General features: G+C 64.6%; 16 protein-coding genes. 10 read left to right on the top strand and 6 right to left on the bottom strand.

Annotation, left to right across the window (positions count from 1 at the left end):
- Positions 1-7: 7 nt before the first annotated feature.
- The 3 genes from fahA to E5S69_RS10605 are packed head-to-tail and all read right to left on the bottom strand — an operon-like array spanning position 8 to position 3,428.
- The gene (gene fahA, locus E5S69_RS10615) at positions 8-1,315 is read right to left on the bottom strand and encodes a fumarylacetoacetase (protein ID WP_171514813.1); all 1,308 of its coding nucleotides are present in this window, start codon (positions 1,313-1,315) and stop codon (positions 8-10) included.
- Between the two features lie 8 nt (positions 1,316-1,323).
- Positions 1,324-2,127 carry a cyclase family protein gene (locus E5S69_RS10610; protein ID WP_171514616.1) on the bottom strand — a complete coding sequence of 268 codons (804 nt, stop codon included), beginning with the start codon at positions 2,125-2,127 and terminating at the stop codon, positions 1,324-1,326.
- 41 nt (positions 2,128-2,168) lie between these two features.
- On the bottom strand, positions 2,169-3,428 hold the full coding sequence (locus E5S69_RS10605; RefSeq protein WP_216621286.1) for an MFS transporter: 1,260 nt from the start codon (positions 3,426-3,428) through the stop codon (positions 2,169-2,171).
- A gap of 187 nt (positions 3,429-3,615) precedes the next feature.
- Between E5S69_RS10605 and E5S69_RS10600 the strand changes: the two genes are divergently transcribed.
- On the top strand, positions 3,616-4,323 hold the full coding sequence (locus E5S69_RS10600) for a TetR/AcrR family transcriptional regulator (RefSeq protein WP_236901284.1): 708 nt from the start codon (positions 3,616-3,618) through the stop codon (positions 4,321-4,323).
- Positions 4,324-4,356: 33 nt separating this feature from the next.
- On the opposite strand, the gene E5S69_RS10595 is transcribed toward E5S69_RS10600, so the two are convergent.
- From E5S69_RS10595 to E5S69_RS10585, 3 genes are all read right to left on the bottom strand, one after another.
- Positions 4,357-5,181, bottom strand: a complete 825-nt coding sequence (locus E5S69_RS10595) for a tetratricopeptide repeat protein (protein ID WP_171514615.1) — start codon at positions 5,179-5,181, stop codon at positions 4,357-4,359.
- Positions 5,178-6,071, bottom strand: a complete 894-nt coding sequence (locus E5S69_RS10590) for a Ku protein (protein WP_171514614.1) — start codon at positions 6,069-6,071, stop codon at positions 5,178-5,180. The genes E5S69_RS10595 and E5S69_RS10590 overlap by 4 nt, the downstream gene beginning before the upstream one ends.
- A gap of 546 nt (positions 6,072-6,617) precedes the next feature.
- Positions 6,618-7,433, bottom strand: a complete 816-nt coding sequence (locus tag E5S69_RS10585) for an IclR family transcriptional regulator domain-containing protein (protein WP_171514613.1) — start codon at positions 7,431-7,433, stop codon at positions 6,618-6,620.
- A gap of 134 nt (positions 7,434-7,567) precedes the next feature.
- Between E5S69_RS10585 and E5S69_RS10580 the strand changes: the two genes are divergently transcribed.
- The 9 genes from E5S69_RS10580 (at position 7,568) to E5S69_RS10540 (ending at position 17,214) form a co-directional block, all read left to right on the top strand.
- On the top strand, positions 7,568-8,554 hold the full coding sequence (locus E5S69_RS10580; RefSeq protein WP_171514612.1) for a Bug family tripartite tricarboxylate transporter substrate binding protein: 987 nt from the start codon (positions 7,568-7,570) through the stop codon (positions 8,552-8,554).
- A gap of 38 nt (positions 8,555-8,592) precedes the next feature.
- On the top strand, positions 8,593-9,507 hold the full coding sequence (locus E5S69_RS10575; protein ID WP_171514611.1) for an SDR family NAD(P)-dependent oxidoreductase: 915 nt from the start codon (positions 8,593-8,595) through the stop codon (positions 9,505-9,507).
- Between the two features lie 18 nt (positions 9,508-9,525).
- Positions 9,526-10,398 carry a MaoC/PaaZ C-terminal domain-containing protein gene (locus E5S69_RS10570; RefSeq protein ID WP_171514610.1) on the top strand — a complete coding sequence of 291 codons (873 nt, stop codon included), beginning with the start codon at positions 9,526-9,528 and terminating at the stop codon, positions 10,396-10,398.
- Positions 10,399-10,411: 13 nt separating this feature from the next.
- Positions 10,412-11,953: an AMP-binding protein gene (locus E5S69_RS10565; protein ID WP_171514609.1), complete on the top strand. Its 1,542-nt coding sequence runs from the start codon at positions 10,412-10,414 to the stop codon at positions 11,951-11,953.
- Between the two features lie 14 nt (positions 11,954-11,967).
- The gene (locus tag E5S69_RS10560) at positions 11,968-13,128 is read left to right on the top strand and encodes an acyl-CoA dehydrogenase family protein (protein ID WP_171514608.1); all 1,161 of its coding nucleotides are present in this window, start codon (positions 11,968-11,970) and stop codon (positions 13,126-13,128) included.
- 7 nt (positions 13,129-13,135) lie between these two features.
- Entirely contained in the window at positions 13,136-14,296 is a 1,161-nt protein-coding gene (locus tag E5S69_RS10555) for an acetyl-CoA acetyltransferase (RefSeq protein WP_171514607.1), read from the top strand.
- Between the two features lie 3 nt (positions 14,297-14,299).
- The gene (locus tag E5S69_RS10550; RefSeq protein ID WP_171514606.1) at positions 14,300-14,710 is read left to right on the top strand and encodes a Zn-ribbon domain-containing OB-fold protein; all 411 of its coding nucleotides are present in this window, start codon (positions 14,300-14,302) and stop codon (positions 14,708-14,710) included.
- A gap of 57 nt (positions 14,711-14,767) precedes the next feature.
- Complete coding sequence (locus E5S69_RS10545; RefSeq protein ID WP_171514605.1) at positions 14,768-15,883, top strand: CaiB/BaiF CoA transferase family protein; 1,116 nt, start codon at positions 14,768-14,770, stop codon at positions 15,881-15,883.
- Positions 15,884-16,236: 353 nt separating this feature from the next.
- Positions 16,237-17,214, top strand: a complete 978-nt coding sequence (locus tag E5S69_RS10540; RefSeq protein ID WP_171514604.1) for a LysR family transcriptional regulator — start codon at positions 16,237-16,239, stop codon at positions 17,212-17,214.
- The last annotated feature ends 6 nt before the right edge of the window (positions 17,215-17,220 follow it).

Here is a 17,220-nt window from a genome sequence, read left to right as displayed (position 1 = left end):
GGCCGGATCAAGGGCGTGCCGCCAGCACGGTGGCGTGGTTGGTCCCGAAGCCGATGCGGGCGCGCCCCTGCCGCTCACACCAGCCGCGCAACAGCACGGTGTCGCCGTCCTCGAGGAAGCCGCGTTGCTCGCCGTCGCCGATAGCCACCGGCTGCGACCCGGAAACGGTCAGTTCGATCAGTGCGCCGGCCTCGTCGGGCGCGGGGCCAGAAACCGTGCCGCTGCCGAGCAGGTCGCCGGGCAGCAGGTTGCAGCCTCCCACGGTGTGGTGGGCAATCATCTGGCCAAGCGTCCAGTACTGGTGGCGGAAGCTCGTGCGCGTCAGCGCGTGCGGCGGCTGGCCATGCGCGCGTTGGCGCGCGCTCTGGATCGACACTTCGAGCTGGATGTCGAACGCGCCAGCGTCGGTGTTCTCCGCCGCACTCAGGTAGTCAAGCGGCTGCGGCCGGCCGGCGGCGCGCGTCCAGCCGGTGCGGTAAGGCAGCAGGGCCTCGAGGGTAACGATCCATGGCGACAGCGTGGTGGCAAAGTTCTTGGCGAGGAAGGGGCCGAGCGGCTGCATCTCCCACGTCTGGATGTCGCGTGCGGACCAGTCATTGAGCAGGCACAGGCCGAAGATGTGCCGCTGTGCCTGCGCCAGCGGTATCCGCGTACCGCGCGGATTGCCGATGCCGATTACCGCGCCGACTTCCAGTTCGTAGTCGAGCCGCCGGCACGGGCCGTAAACCGGTGCGCTGTCCGGATCAGGGCGGTATTGCCCCATCGGCCGACAGACCTGCTGGCCGCTGACGCCGATCGACGATACGCGGCCGTGATAGGCGATCGGCAGCCAGTCGAAATTGGGATTCACCTCCAGTCCGAACTGGCGACAGCAGTTAACGGCGTGGTCCAGCGAGGTATAGAAATCCGTATAGTCGCCGATCCGAACGGGAACGGTGTGCTCGGCATCCGCCTGCGGCACCAGCGCTTCGCGAACCGTCCGCTCATGCGGGCTGCCGGCCTGCAACAGCGCGAAGAGTCCGTGTCGCAACCCTCGCCAGGCCCCGGGCCCCAGTTCAAGCAGGCCATTGAGCGTTGGCGCCGCCGCCGCGCGCACCGCTTCGGCGGTGTCGTCCTGCAGGCCTGCCAGCGATTGGAGCACGCCGAGGTCGACAATCTGGTCGCCAATGGCGACGCCGCCGCGCCACCCCTGCGCGCTGCCTTTGCGGCGGAAGACACTGAGCGGCAGGTTCTGCAACGGAAAATCGCCGCCGGCCACGTTGGCCGAGTCCAGCCAGCTGCGGCGCGAGGCATCATGCGTGTGGTCCAGTTCCATGGCGATGTTCATGCGGCGTTGAGGGCTTCGTCGAAGATCGCGACGGCGCGCGTCCAGCCGGCCGATGCGCCGCGAATCTTGTGCGGGAAACAAGAGATATAAAACCCATGCGGCGGCAGCGACTCAAGGTTATGCAGCTTCTCCAGGTGGCAATAACCGATGCGGCGGCCCGCTTTGTGGCCCTCCCAGATCAGCGAGGCATCGTGCGTCCGCGCATACTTCGTCGCCGTATGCACAAACGGCGCATCCCAACTCCAGGCATCGGTGCCGGTCAGGCGTATACCGCGCTCGAGCAGGTACATGGTCGCGTCCAGCCCCATGCCGCAGCCAGACGAGACGAAGTCGGGCTGGCCATAGCGCATGCCCGCGCGTGTATTGACCACGACGATCTCCAGCGGCTTGAGATCATGGCCGATACGGGCGAGTTCGGCCTCGACGTCGGCGGCCGTGACCACGTAACCGTCGTCCAGGCCGGTGAAGTCGAGCTTCACGCCGGGCTGGAAGCACCACTCCAGCGGTACCTCGTCGATGGTGATGGCGCGCTCGCGTTGTCCCAGTGCTTCGTTCATGGTGCTGTGGAAATGATAGGGCGCGTCCAGGTGCGTTCCATTGTGCGTGTTGAGCCGAACGTGCTCGATTGCCCAGCCTTCGCTGTCCGGCAGGTCGGATGGCTGCAGTCCCGGAAAGAAGCTCGTGACCTGTTCTGCGGTGGAGCGATGCGACAGGTATTCGATCCTTGGACCATAGCCCGGCGGATCGGAAACGACATCGTTTTCCAGGTAAATCGAGAGATCGACGAAGCGGCAAGTCATGGTGGCAGGTCCTTTTTGGGGAGAGGGGAAGTGGCGCGTCGTCAGCGGGCATCCAGCGATGGTGCGGCTGCCGGCGCTCCGGCAGCGTACGCGTCAGCGTCCTGCCCGGCGGCGCGCGGCAGCAACGCCACCACGGCGGCGGACAGCACGAACAAGGCGCCGCACAGCGCGATGCCGGGGGCAAAGCCGAACGCACCTGCCGCCGAGCCCAGCGCCAGCGGAGCGAACGCGGAGATGCCGCGGCCGACGTTGAAGCAGAATCCGGCGCCGGTGGCGCGAATGCGCGTGGGGAACAGTTCAGCGAAATAAGCGCCCACCAGCCCGGCAAAGGCCATGAAGAAGGCGAACAGCGGCCCCAGCACCAGCAGCGTGGCATGGTCCGTGACGAGGGTATAGACCGGTAGCGTCAGCCCGGAACCGACCAGCGAGGCAATCACCGCACGTTGCTTGCCGATGCGGTCCGCCAGCACGCCGAATACGTTGTAACCCAGAAACATGCCCACATTCAGCACCGCCACGAACCTCGCCATGGTGGCGACATCCAGGCCCCGTTCCTTGACCAGGAAAGTCGGCAGCCACGTCGATGCCCCCCAATACGCGGACAGTGCCAGCGCCGAGGTCGCCGTGCCGAGCAGCGTAATGCGCAGCATGCCAGGGACGAACAGCTCGCCAAGGCTTGCGCTGCCCGCGCTTGCCCCGAGATTGGGCGCGCCGTATCGCTGCTGGCGCCACACTTCCGATTCCGGCACGCGCAGCCAGACATAGGCGATGGCAATGACCACGGCGGCGCCGCAGATCAGGAACAATGCGCGCCAGCCATGCGTCGGCAGCAGCCATGCTGCCGCCAGCGCGGCCACGGCAGCGCCTGCCGAAAAGGAGCTCAGCACGAAGGCGGTGGCCCGCCCGCGTTGGTGCGCGGGCCACGTTTCATTGACATGGGCTGCCGCCGCGCTCCATACCCCGCCCAGGCCAAGGCCGGACAGGAAGCGCAGGAGCAGGATCTGGCGCCAGTCGGTGGCTGCGGCGATCGCCATCGTCAACGTACCGAAGGTCACCAGCGAAAGCAGCAGCGCCGTGCGCCGGCCCATGGTGTCGGCAAGCCGGCCCATGACAAGGCTGCTCAGGCCAATGCCGAGCAGTGTGGCGGTCACCAGCAGGCCGGCCTGCGCCTGCGTGATATGCAGCGATGCCGTGATCGCCGGCATGGCAATGGCCAGGATGATGATGTCCACGGCATCGAACATGTAGCTGAGAAAGCAGCCGATCAGCACGCGCCATTTCAGCGGAGATGTTGAGGGCATGATGCGTCTCCTTTTTGGGCGGGCTGGTCTGTATTCATTGCCCGTTGTTTTGACTGTACGATCGTACAGTGATGATTTCAAGCGAACTGTACGCTCGTACAGTCTGATCCTGCATTGGGGTAAACTCGGGGACGTGGAAGGCGAAGCGACGTTCGCTACAATGGCGCCACTATCACGCGGAGGCAGCATGAAAGGCAGGCAAGCGTCGACGGGCGCGGCACGAAACAGTGCGCGGGAAGCGGCGCAAGCAGCGCCGGTCCCGGAAGCAAGCAAGCGCGAACGGGTGCTGGATGCCGCCGAGCGGCTGTTTGCCGAAGGCGGCTTCGACGGCGTGTCGATGCGCGATATTGCAGCGGCCGCCGAGGTGGGTTTGCCGCTGATCGTTTACCACTTCGAGACCAAGCGGAACCTCTACCGCGCCATCTTCGACCGGCGCAAGACGCTGTTCGCGGCCCGGCTGTCGGCGCTGCGCGAACCGCTGGCCGAGGGCGACGATCCGGTCGAGCATATCGTGCGGGCGTTCGTCGAGCCGGTGATGCGGATCCAGGATACGGACGCCGGCATCGCCTACGCCAAGCTGGTCGCACGCGAGGCCTCCGATCCGCGCGAAGCCGAGCGCGGCATTGTTGCCGACTACTTCGATCCCTTTGCCATGGAGTTCGTCAAGGCAATCCGCAAGGCCTTGCCCGGCAACAGCACGAGTTACGCGCACTGGGCCTATCTGTTCGCCGTGGGAGCGCTGGTCATGAGCGTGTTCGACACCCGCATCGAACGCATCTCCGGAAACAAGGTCAGGGCCGGCGATGTGCGGCGCAAGTCCGAGTACCTGGTGACTTTTATCGCGGCGGGCATCCGCGCGGGGACGGAGCGGAAGCCGTCGATACGTGGCCGGTAGCCCCGCCCAATCGGCTCTTTGGCCAGAAACCGTTCACCGATCCGGGCGTCCGAGTTTCCGATACTGATTGAAGTGCCGAATCGCCTGCTGTATATGGCCGAGTTCCTGATGCAGGCGCGCGGCATTGTAGTGTGCGTCGGCGTCCCCCGGCGCCAGCTCGATGCTGCGCTCATAGGCACGCAGCGCGGCCTGGGTGGCACCGGTATCCTCGAGCGCGACGCCGAGATTGAAGTGCAGTTCGGGCTCGTCGGGCAGCGCGGTTAGTGCGGCTTCGTAGAGCAAGATCGCTTCGTCAAGCCGCTGCTGGTCGGCGAGCAAGCAGCCGAGATTCAGATAGGCATCCAGCATCCCCGGATAAAGTGCCACCGCGCGCCGGTACGCTGCCTCCGCGCGCCGGACATCGACAGGCTCGATCGCTCGACCCTGCGCCAGGGCTGCATCCGCTGCGGCGTACGCCGGCTCCTGCCGTCTGAATTCGGTGACCCTGCGGTCCGCGTCCTCGCCGGCTTCAAAGTCAATGAGCCGCTGGCCCGATTCGATGATCCAGGCGCCATGGTGGTCCCGGGCGGATACCTTGCCGCCGCAAGCCCCAACGCGGACTGCCGCCAGATGCCGGTTGGGCTTGAGCCGTTCGAGGTGACGCAACGCGCGCAGGATCTGCGCTGGCGCGATCCGAGCCCGATGCAGGGAAGCCGCCGTGCGTATCAGCACCGTGTCCTGGAAGGAAAAGACGTATTCACCGTGCCGGCCCCGTGTCGGGGTCACCAGGCCTGCGGCCACCAGGCCGGCGACCAGGCGCCGCGACACCCCCAGCCGGGCCTCCAGTTCTCGCATGCTCAGGCCTTCGCTGCGCTTCACGCTGATTTCTTCGCGGTGCGTCGGATCGGCGCAGGCTCGGATGGCGCCGCGCCCCGCCTGGCGGATTTGCGCGCCGGCGGGGTCTGCGCGGACTTGCCTTTTGCCGCCGGCATTCCCTTCTTCGACAGGCTGGCGCGCAAGGCATCCATCAGGTCGATGACCTGGCCGCCGGCATCGGCTTCCACCGGCTCTGGCGCGACAATATGCTTGCCGGCGATTTTCGCGTCGATGGCGGCGAGAATCCTGGCCTTTTCTTCATCCTGGTACTGGGTCGGATCGTATTCCTCTTCCGAGGCCTGCTCGATCAGCTGGATCGCAAGCTTCAGTTCGGCGTCGGATACCGCCGCCTCTTCGATATGCAGTTCCGCGATGTTGCGCACTTCGTCGGCGAACAGGAGTTGCTGGAATACCAGCCCGCCCTCGATCGGGCGGATTTGCACGATATGCGATTTGCCTTTGGCAGCCCATTTGGCAATGGCGCAGCGTCCGGTCCTGGACATGGCCTCGCGCAGCAGGCTGTAGGGCTTGCCACCGCGCTTGTCGGGCGCGATGAAATAGGCCTTGTCGTAGTACAGCGGATCGACGCTGCGCTCGGGAATAAACGCGACGATATCGACCATGTGGCTGGCGCTTTCTTCCAGTGCCTTGAGTTCGTCCGGCGCGAACGTGACAAAGCGGCCCTTCTCGAACTCATAGCCCTTGATCATGTCGGTCCGATCGACCACCTGCTGGGTCTGCTCGGAAATGTACTGTTGCTTCACGCGCGAGCCTTCCTTGCTCAACAGGTTGAAGCGGATCGCTGAACTGGCCTCGGTGGCGGTGTAGAGCTTGACGGGTATCGACACCAGGCCGAACGATAACGAGAGGGAGGCGAGGGATCGGGCTGCCATTGGATGTCTCCCACAAGGCGATGCACGTCAGTTCAGCTTAACCGCTCGATGGCCTGCATCAAAGTCTGGCGTATCTGCCAGTACGCCTGCCAGGGATCCGCGACTTGGAAGCTCAGCTACTCGTGCGCATCGCGGATAGTCCATTGCGCGCCACTTTTGAGCTTTGAAAGTTGCTCCCACGACACCAGTAAGCGAGATGTGGTGGTGGCCCAGCAATCGACGCCCGCCTTCCTGGAGAGCATCGCCGTCGGACCTGACCGGGCACTCTATGTCACCGACTTCCGGGGCCGTCAGACCTTGAAGTACGTCGACGACAAGGGTTTTTCGGTCCACGCACAACTCGACGTGCATCCGTGGGGCATGGTTTTCGACACCGCGGGACCCTGTACTTTGGCGCTGCGGAGGCTGGCATCACTGGCAAGACCTCATCGACGACGGTCGCGGCGGCGTGATCTGGCACCTGGATGTGAAGACCAAAAATAATGAGCAATTGCGGCAAGGCCGCATCCGGCAGTTCACCGGCAGGCGACCTTGGCCACGGCTACATCAATTGGCTGCTGCTTCCCGTTGCATGGGGGCCACGACAGGATTCAGGAACGCCGGTGCAAGGCCGGTCAGCTGTTCGGCAGCGGCTCGCAATGGGGGCAGGAATCGCTTCACTGCTTCCTCCCGCGTGACTTCGCCCGACGGCAGATTGACGCTGATAGATGCCACCACGTTGTGGTATTCATCGCGAACCGGTACTGCCAGGCCCGCAATGTGCTGGTCGAATTCCCCATCCACCCACGCATAGCCATCACGGCGTATGGCGGCGAAGGCTTCAAGCAATGCCGCCTTGTCATGAACGGTGCGGTCCGTATACGACCTCAGCGAGGCCTCATCCAGAAACTGCGACAGGAATTCGGCGGTCTGGAAGCCCAGTACCGCCCGGCCTGGCGCAGTGGCGAATGCCGGTACATGGCTGCCCACACCTAGTCCCAATGAGCGGATCTTGAACGACGGAATACGCAGGACGTACACCGCGTCGTGCCCATCGAACACACACATACCGCACGACTCAGTCACCTGCGTCCACAGTGTTTCCAGGGCGCGCTGCGCGTGCCCCCAGAAGGGCAGCGAGGTCAGGTAGGTCATGCCGAGGGTGAGGATCTTCGGCGTCAGGCGAAAGCCCCGCGTTTCAGACTCGGCCGCGTAGCCAAGCTCGCACAGCGTGAGGAGGATTCGGCGCACCACGGTTCGGGGCAAGCCGGTGACTGCCGTGATGCTGGCCACCGTGTGCGTGCCGCTGCGCCCGAGTGCCTGGATAACGGCCAAGCCGCGCGCGAAAGAGCGTACGAAGCCATCGTTTTCTGTATTAGCCATGTCTCTGGGGTCCTAGCCGTCCATCTTGTTTCAGGTTGACAGTGTACCAAAAGCGGCAGTAGAGTTTGAAAAACGGACGCAAATGACCGCGTGGCGGTCATTGTGATCCGAAAAAATACAACTGGAGACAACCAATGAAGCGGCGTTTTCTTTGCCAGGCGCTAGCCTGCCTTGCTCTCGTGTCCACCTCCGGCGTTGCATTCGCCAACTCGTCACCCGAGGCCTTCCAGGCCAAACGTCCGTTGCGCCTGATCGCGCCAAGTTCGCCCGGCGGCATCCTCGACCTGACCAGCCGCCTGCTCGGCAAGACGCTGTCTGAGCAACTGGGGCAGCCGGTCGTTGTGGAGAACCTGCCTGGCGCGGGTGGCGTGATCGGGATGCAGGCCATGCTGCGTGCGGAACCGGACGGCCACACCCTGGTGATGGGCAGCCTTGGGCCCAATGCGGCCAACTACGCCTTGCACGACAAGCTGCCTTACAAGCTCGAGGACTTCGCACCGGTGGCGCATGTGCTGACGATGCCGGACGTCGTGGTGATCAACCCGAAACTGCCGGTCAAGACCATTGCCGAGCTGGCGGCTTATGCCAGGACGCGCCCCAACGGCTTGTCCATGGCGGTGTCGACGAGCGGTTCTTCCGGCCATCTCGCCGGGGACCTGCTGAAGCAGCGCGCCGGCATTACCGCCGTCGATGTGATCTATCGCGGCGCATCGCCGGCCCTGACCGACCTGGTGGCCGGGCAAGTCGATTTCATGGTGGACAACCTCATCACGGCACTGCCGCTGGTGCGCGCCGGCAAGCTGCGCGCGCTTGCCGTCACCACCAGGCAGCGTGCCCCGGAACTGCCGGATACGCCGACCATGGCCGAATCCGGTTACCGCGACTTCGACGTTTCGGTCTGGCTTGGCCTCTTTGTCTCATCCAGGACGCCGCCCGCGGTGGTGCAGGCGTTGAATGTTGCCGTCAACAAGGCGCTGGCCGATCCCGCGCTGCGCGAGAAGCTGGCGCAGCAGGGCGGTACGGCGGCGGGCGGGTCTACGCGGCAGTTCGACAGCTTCGTGCGCGCCGAAAAAGCCCGCTGGGAGCAGGTCATCAAGGACGGGAACATCAAGCCCGAGTAAGCGCAAAAAACTTCACTCTCTTCTTTGCAGACAACGCCATGCAAAACAATTTCAAGGACAAAGTCATCGTCGTCACCGGAGCCGGCAATGGCATCGGCCGTGCCATTGCCAAGCTGCTCGGCGCGCAGGGCGCCAGGGTGGTCGTCAACGACCTCGGCTCCAGCGGCAGTGGCGAGGGCAGGGATGCCGGACCAGCCCAGCAGGTGGTGGACGAGATCCGGGCAGCCGGCGGGCAGGCTGCGGCGAACACCTATTCGGTAGCGACTGCCGAGAGCGCGCAGGCCATTGTCGATACCGCCATCCGCGAGTTTGGCCGCATCGATGGCGTGATCAACAACGCCGGCATCCTGCGCGACCGCATCTTCCACAAGATGAGCACCGCCGAATGGCAGGCGGTACTGGATGTGCACCTGGGCGGCGCTTACTTTGTCAGCCGTGCTGCGGCGCCTTATTTCAAGGAACAGCAAAGCGGCACCTACGTCCACATGACCTCGACCACCGGCTTGGTCGGGAATTTTGGGCAGGCCAATTACGCCGCGGCCAAGCTTGGCATCGTGGCGCTGTCGAAATCCATCGCCCTGGACATGGCCCGCTTCAATGTCCGTTCCAACTGTATTGCCCCGTTCGCATGGAGCCGCCTGATCGGCACGCTGCCTAGCGAAACCGAGGCCGAGCAGAAGCGCCTTGCGCGGATGCAGGCGATGAAGCCAGAGCAGGTTGCCCCGGTTGCCGCGTTCTTGTCCGGCGATGCGTCGGCCGACGTCAATGGCCAGGTGCTGGCCGTGCGCGGCAATGAGCTGATCGTCATGAGCCAGCCGCGCCCGGTGGCGTCAGTGCATCGCGCCGAAGGCTGGACGCTGGAGACCCTTGCCGAACATGCCGTGCCGGCGGTGAAGCGCGCCTTCACGCCGCTGGAGCGCTCGCCCGACGTGTTTGCCTGGGACCCGGTCTGAGAACGGAGGTACGCAGCGATGGCCATCGACTATCACCGCCTGCGCTCGTGGGCGTTCTTTGACCAGGTTTCCAGCTATGCGGCGAACGACAGCATTCGCTATGCGCTGAGCCTTGGCTTCGGCACCGATCCGATGGACGAGGCGGACTTGCCCTTTGTCTTTGAGGAAGGACTGAGCGTGGTGCCCACCTTCCTTGCCACCGTCGGCGCGCCGGGTGCATGGGCAAGCGACCCGGGTACGGGCATCGACTGGATGCAGATCCTGCACGGCGAACACCGGATGCGCTTTTTTGCAGTGCCCGCCGCGTCTGGGGCGGTACGCAGCCAGACGCGCGTCAGCCGCGTGGTGGACAAGGGCGCCGGCAAGGGCGCGCTGGTGGTCACTGAGCGGCGCATCGAGGACCAGGCCAGCGGCGAGTTGCTGGCGACGGTCGAGCATGTGTCGTTCTGCCGGGCGGACGGTGGCTTTGCCTGCGCCGCCACGCCCGGCGACGCACCGCTCGAGCCATTGCCCGCGGTGCCGGAGCGCGCGCCTGACATGATCATGTCGATGCCGACCCAGCCCTCAGCGGCCTTGCTGTACCGCCTCAATGGCGATCGCAATCCCATCCACGCACTGCCCGCCGCGGCCCGACAGGCCGGCTTCGAGCGGCCGATCCTGCATGGTCTTTGCACCTACGGCATGGCATGCCGGGCGCTGCTGAAGCAGGCTTGCGGTGGGGATCCGTCGCGCCTGGCCAGCCTTTCGGTGCGCTTTTCATCGCCATTCGTGCCGGGTGAAACGCTGCGCGTGGAGATGTGGCGGGGCGAAGGGCAGTTCCAGTTCCGTGCGCTCGCCGACGAGCGCAATGTGGTGGTGCTGAGCCACGGCGTCGCCGGCCTGCACCCGTAATCAAGGAGCCAAGATGTCCGTGATCGAGCAATTCGCCCGTGCCACGCCCGACCGGGTTGCCTATCGCATGGTGCCGTCCGGCCAGGCGGTGACATGGGCCGAACTGGAGCAGCGTTCGCGCCGGTGCGCTGCCGCACTGCGGGCTGCCGGTCTGCGTGAAGGCGACGGCATTGCCGTGCTGCTGGAAAACCATGTCCGCTATTTCGAGATCCTTTGGGCCGCGCACCGGATCGGCTTGTACTACACCACGATCAGCCGTCACCTGAAAGCCGACGAGGTCGAATATATCGTGCAGGACTGTGGCGCCCGGGTACTGTTTTGCTCGGCGCAGACCCTTGGCGACCTTTCGCCCGGCGCCCTGGCATCGCTGCGGGTCACGCGGGTGCTCCTGGATGGGAGCGAGCCGGGCTACAGCCACTACGAAGCGTGGCTGGAGCAGATGCCGGCCGATATTACCTTGCCGCGTACGGTAGAGGGGACTGACTTCTCATATTCGTCCGGCACCACGGGCAGGCCCAAGGGCATCAAGCGTCCACTGCAAGACGCCAACGCTTTCTTCCGCACCGGTGATGACCCTCGCCTGGGCTGGAAGTCGCTGGACCGCGACACGGTCTATCTGTCGACCGCGCCGTTCTATCACACTGCCCCGGTACGCTGGAACATGGCCACGATGCGCGCCGGAGGCACCTCGGTCATGTTGGAAAAGTTCGAGCCGCTGGCGGCGCTGGATGCGGTCGCGCGCTATGGCGTGACCCATAGCCAGTGGGTGCCGACCATGTTCGTGCGCTTGCTGCGACTGACTGCCGCGGAGCGCGAGCGCTTCGACCTGTCCACCATGCGCTATGCGATCCACGCCGCCGCGCCATGTCCGATCTCAGTCAAGCAACAGATGATCGACTGGTGGGGGCCGATCCTCTATGAGTTCTACAGCGGTACCGAACTGGTCGGGCGCACCTCGCTGGACTCCGCAGAATGGCTGGCGCACAAAGGGTCGGTCGGACGGCCCGAGTTCGGGCAGGTACACATCGTCGGCGACGATGGCAATGAAGTGCCACAGGGCCAGACCGGCGTGGTCTACTTTTCTGGCGGCGGGAGCTTTGCCTACCACAATGATCCGGAGAAAACCCGGCAGGTCTATAACGACCGTGGGTGGGCCACGTATGGGGACGTCGGCTACGTCGATGCCGATGGCTTCCTTTACCTCACGGACCGGCTTGCCAACACCATTGTCTCGGGCGGCGTCAATATCTATCCGCAGGAATCCGAGAACGTGCTGATGAGCCATCCGGAGGTCTTCGACGTGGCGGTGGTGGGGGTGCCGAATACCGAGTTCGGCGAGGAAGTGAAAGCGGTGGTCCAGCTGCACGAGCCTGAGCGGGCGTCGCCAGTCCTGGCCGAAGAACTGATCGCGCTTTGCCGCAGCAGGATCTCAACGATCAAATGTCCGCGCTCGGTCGACTTCGTCACGGCGCTGCCGCGAACCGAAACCGGCAAGCTGCTCAAGCGCGCCGTCAAGGCCAGCTACTGGCCAACCGAAAACCGAATCGCGCGTTAAGCGCACCGGATGCCATGTCTCGACAAGAAGCCAGCTACCACGCGCCGCGCAAGATGTTCGCGCCGGAGCACGAGATGTATCGCGACAGCGTCGCCCGTTTCCTGGCTGACAAAGTCATGCCCGGACACCCCGAATGGGAAGCCGCTGGCCTGGTTCCGCGCGATCTTTGGCGCGATGCCGGCGCCCACGGCCTGCTGTGCCCCGGATTGCCCGAAGCCTACGGCGGTGCCGGCGGGGACTTCTTGCACAGTGCCATTGTGGTGGAAGAGATCGCCCGGGCCCTGGCCAGCGGCGTGACCGGATTTACCACGCACTCGGAGAACGTCGCGCCGTACCTGCTGGAGTTCGGCACCGAGGCGCAGAAAAGTGAGTTCCTGCCGCGCATGGCCAGCGGCGATGTGGTTGGATCGATCGCGATGACCGAGCCGGGGGCGGGTAGCGACCTGAAGGCCATCCGCACCAGCGCAGTCACGGTGGCTGGTGGTTACCGGCTCAACGGCCAGAAGACCTTTATCACCAACGGCTACCACGCTGACCGCGTGCTGGTGTTCGCCAAGACAGATCCGGCCGCCGGTGCGCGCGGCATCAGCCTGTTCTGGGTCGACACCACCAGCCCCGGATTCAGCCGCGGCCGCCTGCTGGACAAGATCGGCCAGAAGGCCCAGGACACCGCTGAGCTTTTCTTCGAGGACGTCTTCGTGCCGGACGACATGCTGGTCGGCGAGCGCAATGCCGGCTTCGGCTACGCCATGAGCGGCCTGGTGCGCGAGCGCCTGCTGATCGCCTTGCGTTGCGCCGTGGCGCTGGAGGTGGCGCTTGACTGGACCATCGCGCATGTCAAGGAACGCCGTGCCTTCGACAAGGCGCTGATCGAGAACCAGTTCATTCGCTTCCGCCTGGCCGAAATCAAGACGCATGCGTGTGCCACGCGTGCCTTCGTCGACAGCTGCCTTGAACAATACCTGTCCGGCACGCTGACGCCCGATGGTGCCGCCATGGCCAAATTCTGGGCCGGCGAGGCCACGCGGGCCATCGATGACCTGATGCAGTTCTTTGGCGGCTACGGCTATATGCGCGAATACCCCATCGCCCGTGCCTACACCGACGTGCGTCCAAACCGGATCTACGGCGGTTCGGCCGAAATCATGCGCGAAGTCATCGCGCGCGCACTCTGAAATCACCATGACCAAGAACCTTTCTCGCTCGGTCGCCATCGTCGGCGCCGCGGAATCCGACCTGGGCAAGGTACCCGGCAAGACGGCGTTGGAATTGCAGGCACAGGCCGCACGGCTGGCCCTGCAGGACGCGGGGCTGTCGCTGCGCGATGTGGATGCCGTCTTTGCGCATACCGATGACCGGTTTGCCACCGTGCAGCTGGCCGAATACCTCGGTATCCAGCCAAGGTATGTCGATTCCAGCAACGTGGGGGGCATGTCCAACCTGATGCATATCCGCCACGCGATGGCCGCCATTGCCGCCGGCATGTGTTCGGTGGCGCTGGTAACCTATGGCAGTACGCAGCTGTCCGACGGCTCGCGCAAGAGCGGCGCCGTTGCTGCAGATACGCCGGACTCGCCGCGTGGCCAGTTCATTGCGCCCTATGGCCAGCTCAGCCCGATTGGCTACTACGCCATGGTGGCCCAGTTGCACATGCACCGCTACGGCACCACGTCCCGGGATCTGGCCGAGGTGGCAGTGGCGGCGCGTCGCTGGGCACAACTGAATCCGAAGGCGTACCGGCGCGAGGAAACCAGCATCGAGGAGGTGATGGCGTCGCCCGTGATCGCATCGCCGCTGCGTATGCGTGACTGCTGCCTGGTCACGGATGGCGGTGGCGCATTGATTATCACGTCAGCGGAGCGCGCCCGTGACCTGAAGTCGAAGCCGGTCTACGTGGTGGGCGCGGCCGAAACCTTCTCGCACCACTACACCCCGTTCAGCACGGCCGACTGGCTGGACACCCGCGTCGCCGAGACCGCGGACGAAGCTTTCCATATGGCCGGCGTCACCCGCGAAGACATCGACGTGGTGCAGATCTATGACCACTTCACCATTGGTGTCATCCAGTCATTGGAAGAACTTGGCTTCTGCAAGCGAGGCGAGGGCGGTGCCTTCGTCGCCGACGGGGCACTCGGACCCGGTGGGCGCTTTCCCATCAACACCTCCGGCGGCGGCCTCTCCTATGGGCACCCGGGCATGTTTGGCATGTTTGTGCTGATCGAGGCTGTGCGCCAGCTGCGCGGGGAGTGCGGCGAGCGGCAATTGCCTGATGCCGAGCTGGCGCTGTGCCATGCGCCCGGACTGGTCTTTTCCTGCAACACCACCATGATTCTCGGAGTCTGAAGCATGAGCGAAGCACAACGTCCCCTGCCGCGTCCCACCGAGATTACCGAAGGCTACTGGCAGGCTGCCGCGCAGGGTCGACTGGTGGTGCAAGGCTGCCGCGCCTGCGGTCACCGCCAGTTCTATCCGCGTACGCTTTGTCTTGGTTGCGGATCGGACCAGGTCGACTGGACCGAGGTTTCCGGCTTTGGCTCGATCTATACCTTCACGGTCAACCATCGCGCACCCAACGCCTTCATGAAGGCGCGGCTGCCCTACGCCGTTGCCATCGTCGAACTTGACGAAGGGGTGCGCATGATGGCGAACATCCTCAACGGATCGCCCGAGGCCATCGCTATCGGCAAGCGCGTGCGGGTGGTGTTCGAGGAGGCGAGCGCCGAGGTGAGGCTGCCGCAGTTTGAACTGACCGACTGACCCCATTTGTTTGAGGGGTAACACTGTGCCAATCATCCTGAACCGGGAGAATCGCTCATGCTTTCCGGTGTGAAAGTTGTGGAGATTTGCGGAATCGGCCCAGGTCCGTTCTGCGCAATGCACCTCGCCGATCTTGGCGCCGATGTGATAGCGGTGGAGCGTGCGGTGCCGGCCCGGGACGCAATGCCGTCGACGGAAGGCTATGTGCTGAACCGGGGCAAGCGCTCGGTGGTTGCCGACCTGAAGACGACCGAAGGGCGCGAGCTGGTGCTGGCGCTTGTCCAGGATGCCGATGCCCTGATCGAGGGCATGCGTCCTGGCGTCATGGAGCGGCTCGGGCTGGGCCCCGAGGTTTGCCAAGCGCGCAACCCGCGACTGGTCTACGGACGCATGACCGGCTGGGGACAGACCGGCCCGCTGGCGCAGGCAGCGGGCCATGACAACAACTACATCTCGCTCTCTGGCGCGCTGTACTACCATGGCACGCCGGCAGAAGCGCCTTCGTCGGCCATTACCGTAGTCGGCGACGTCGGCGGCGGCGCGCTTTACCTGGCGGTGGGACTACTGTCAGGAATCCTCAACGCGCGCGTCACCGGCAAGGGGACCGTGGTCGACGCCTCGATCGTCGACGGTTCGGCGCATATGCTGCAGCTGTTGCTGTCAACGCGCCGCAAGGGCTACATTACCGGCGCGCGCGGCAGCAACGTCCATGACGCCTCGCATTTCTACTCGACCTACCGCTGCGCGGACGGCAATTTCGTCACGCTCGGCTCGATCGAGCCGCAGTTCTATGCGCTGTTGCTGGAAAAGCTCGGCCTGACAGACGATCCGTGCTTTGCCTGCCAATGGGACCGCGAGCATTGGCCGACACTGCATCGGCAGCTTGAAGAGCTGTTTGCCACCAGGACGCGCGCGCAATGGTGCGCGCTGCTGGAAAACACCGACGTCTGCTTCGGCCCCGTGCTGAGCCCTGAAGAGGCGGCCGGCCATCCGCATCTGGCTGCCCGAGGGGTCTACTTCGAGGCGGACGGCCAGCTGCAGGCGGCGCCCGCGCCGCGGTTTGACGGCAAGGCCATGATGGCCGGCGCCATCCCGCTGCGGGGCCAGCACACAGGCGAGATCCTGGCCGCAATCGGCGGCGGCCACCCTGGCGGCGCCTGGAAGGCGGCCTGACTATCGGGCTCGCACGTTCCGGGCCCTCAATCCCGCCGCGGCGTCGGGGTCCGCTACCACCGTCCAATGCTCGATCGATGAAGATGCAACCGCCCCGGACGCCAGGCTCGGTGAGTTCGTGGCACGGTTTGACCGAATCTGGCCGGCGCGCCCGGCACGGTGGTGAACGTGAAGCCTGCACAGCACTTTATCGTTCATCGAATAGAACGGTGCGGTACTGTTTTTAACCTACAGAAGGACTCCATCCAACAGTAAGCTTTTACCCAACCAGCCACGATGCCGGCATTGCCGGTGAAGCGGCATCGCCGCGGCGTTCTTGCGGAGCCACACCAAACCAAATACAGGACAAGGACATGTCGCTACGCACCGAGGATATCCAGGCTTACCTGCTTGCCGTCGAACTTGGAGGAATCAGTGCCGCGGCCCGATACCTGGGTTTGTCGAAATCCGTGATCAGCAAGCGCATCAGCGATCTCGAGCGCGAACTTGGGGCCTCGCTGTTGCAGCGTTCCACGCGGCGCGTCCAGCCATCAGACAGCGGGCGCTATTTCTATGAGCAGGCGCGGGCCGCCATGAGCCAGCTTAACCATGCTGCGCAGGGCGTTTCGGAAAGGTCCGGTGAGTTGTGCGGTGAGTTGCGCATCCTGGCGCCGATGAGCTTTGGCACGCGTTTCCTTTCGCCGATCATTACCGAATTTGGCAAGGCCAATCCGCGACTGCATCTGTTTCTGGAGTTGGATGACCGCCTGGTAGACACGGGCTATGAACGCTATGACATGGCAATCCGCATCACCAGGCTGGATGACAGTGCACTGATTGCCCGCAAGCTCGCTGTCAGCCGTCGCGTGCTGTGCTGCAGTCCGGCGTATGCCGAACGCTGCGGCGTGCCTGCCACGGTCGATGACATCACCAGGCACGCGTGCCTGGCCTACAGCAATTCGCCTCCTGGCCAGGTCTGGGCTTTCAGCGCCGGCGAGGCGGATTCGCAGCAGTTGCCGCCCCCCAAATCGAGGAGCCTGGCTCCCCGGGGTGTTTTCACCGCCAACAATGGAGAAGTCCTGCGTGATGCCGCACTGGCCGGATATGGCCTGGCAGTGCTGCCGCGCTTCATTGTGTGGGAGGATCTGCTGGCGGGGCGCCTGGTCGAGGTGCACCCTGGTGCCACGCCGCTGGACGACGGGATTTTCGCCGTGTATCCACGCAGCGCTTTCGGCTCGACCAGACTCCGGGCGCTGGTGCAGTTCCTGCAAGCTGCGCTGTCTCCGCCGCCTTGGGAAATCCAGCGCCCGGCACCCCGACCCCACCTGGTTCAGGTCGGTGCCGAGCGTTGAGCGCCG

It is taken from the genome of Cupriavidus necator (assembly GCF_013141915.1).
Classification (GTDB): domain Bacteria; phylum Pseudomonadota; class Gammaproteobacteria; order Burkholderiales; family Burkholderiaceae; genus Cupriavidus; species Cupriavidus necator_B.
Note: the sequence above shows the minus strand (reverse complement) of the source record. Positions and strands in the feature narration are given on the sequence as shown.

What these genes read in the sequence shown, in the direction of transcription:
- fahA (WP_171514813.1), bottom strand. Translation starts at nt 1,315, where the DNA reads ATGGAACTGGACCACACGCATGATGCCTCGCGCCGCAGCTGGCTGGAC.
- E5S69_RS10610 (WP_171514616.1), bottom strand. Translation starts at nt 2,127, where the DNA reads ATGACTTGCCGCTTCGTCGATCTCTCGATTTACCTGGAAAACGATGTC.
- E5S69_RS10605 (WP_216621286.1), bottom strand. Translation starts at nt 3,428, where the DNA reads ATGCCCTCAACATCTCCGCTGAAATGGCGCGTGCTGATCGGCTGCTTT.
- E5S69_RS10600 (WP_236901284.1), top strand. Translation starts at nt 3,616, where the DNA reads ATGAAAGGCAGGCAAGCGTCGACGGGCGCGGCACGAAACAGTGCGCGG.
- E5S69_RS10590 (WP_171514614.1), bottom strand. Translation starts at nt 6,071, where the DNA reads ATGGCAGCCCGATCCCTCGCCTCCCTCTCGTTATCGTTCGGCCTGGTG.
- E5S69_RS10585 (WP_171514613.1), bottom strand. Translation starts at nt 7,433, where the DNA reads ATGGCTAATACAGAAAACGATGGCTTCGTACGCTCTTTCGCGCGCGGC.
- E5S69_RS10580 (WP_171514612.1), top strand. Translation starts at nt 7,568, where the DNA reads ATGAAGCGGCGTTTTCTTTGCCAGGCGCTAGCCTGCCTTGCTCTCGTG.
- E5S69_RS10575 (WP_171514611.1), top strand. Translation starts at nt 8,593, where the DNA reads ATGCAAAACAATTTCAAGGACAAAGTCATCGTCGTCACCGGAGCCGGC.
- E5S69_RS10570 (WP_171514610.1), top strand. Translation starts at nt 9,526, where the DNA reads ATGGCCATCGACTATCACCGCCTGCGCTCGTGGGCGTTCTTTGACCAG.
- E5S69_RS10565 (WP_171514609.1), top strand. Translation starts at nt 10,412, where the DNA reads ATGTCCGTGATCGAGCAATTCGCCCGTGCCACGCCCGACCGGGTTGCC.
- E5S69_RS10560 (WP_171514608.1), top strand. Translation starts at nt 11,968, where the DNA reads ATGTCTCGACAAGAAGCCAGCTACCACGCGCCGCGCAAGATGTTCGCG.
- E5S69_RS10555 (WP_171514607.1), top strand. Translation starts at nt 13,136, where the DNA reads ATGACCAAGAACCTTTCTCGCTCGGTCGCCATCGTCGGCGCCGCGGAA.
- E5S69_RS10550 (WP_171514606.1), top strand. Translation starts at nt 14,300, where the DNA reads ATGAGCGAAGCACAACGTCCCCTGCCGCGTCCCACCGAGATTACCGAA.
- E5S69_RS10545 (WP_171514605.1), top strand. Translation starts at nt 14,768, where the DNA reads ATGCTTTCCGGTGTGAAAGTTGTGGAGATTTGCGGAATCGGCCCAGGT.
- E5S69_RS10540 (WP_171514604.1), top strand. Translation starts at nt 16,237, where the DNA reads ATGTCGCTACGCACCGAGGATATCCAGGCTTACCTGCTTGCCGTCGAA.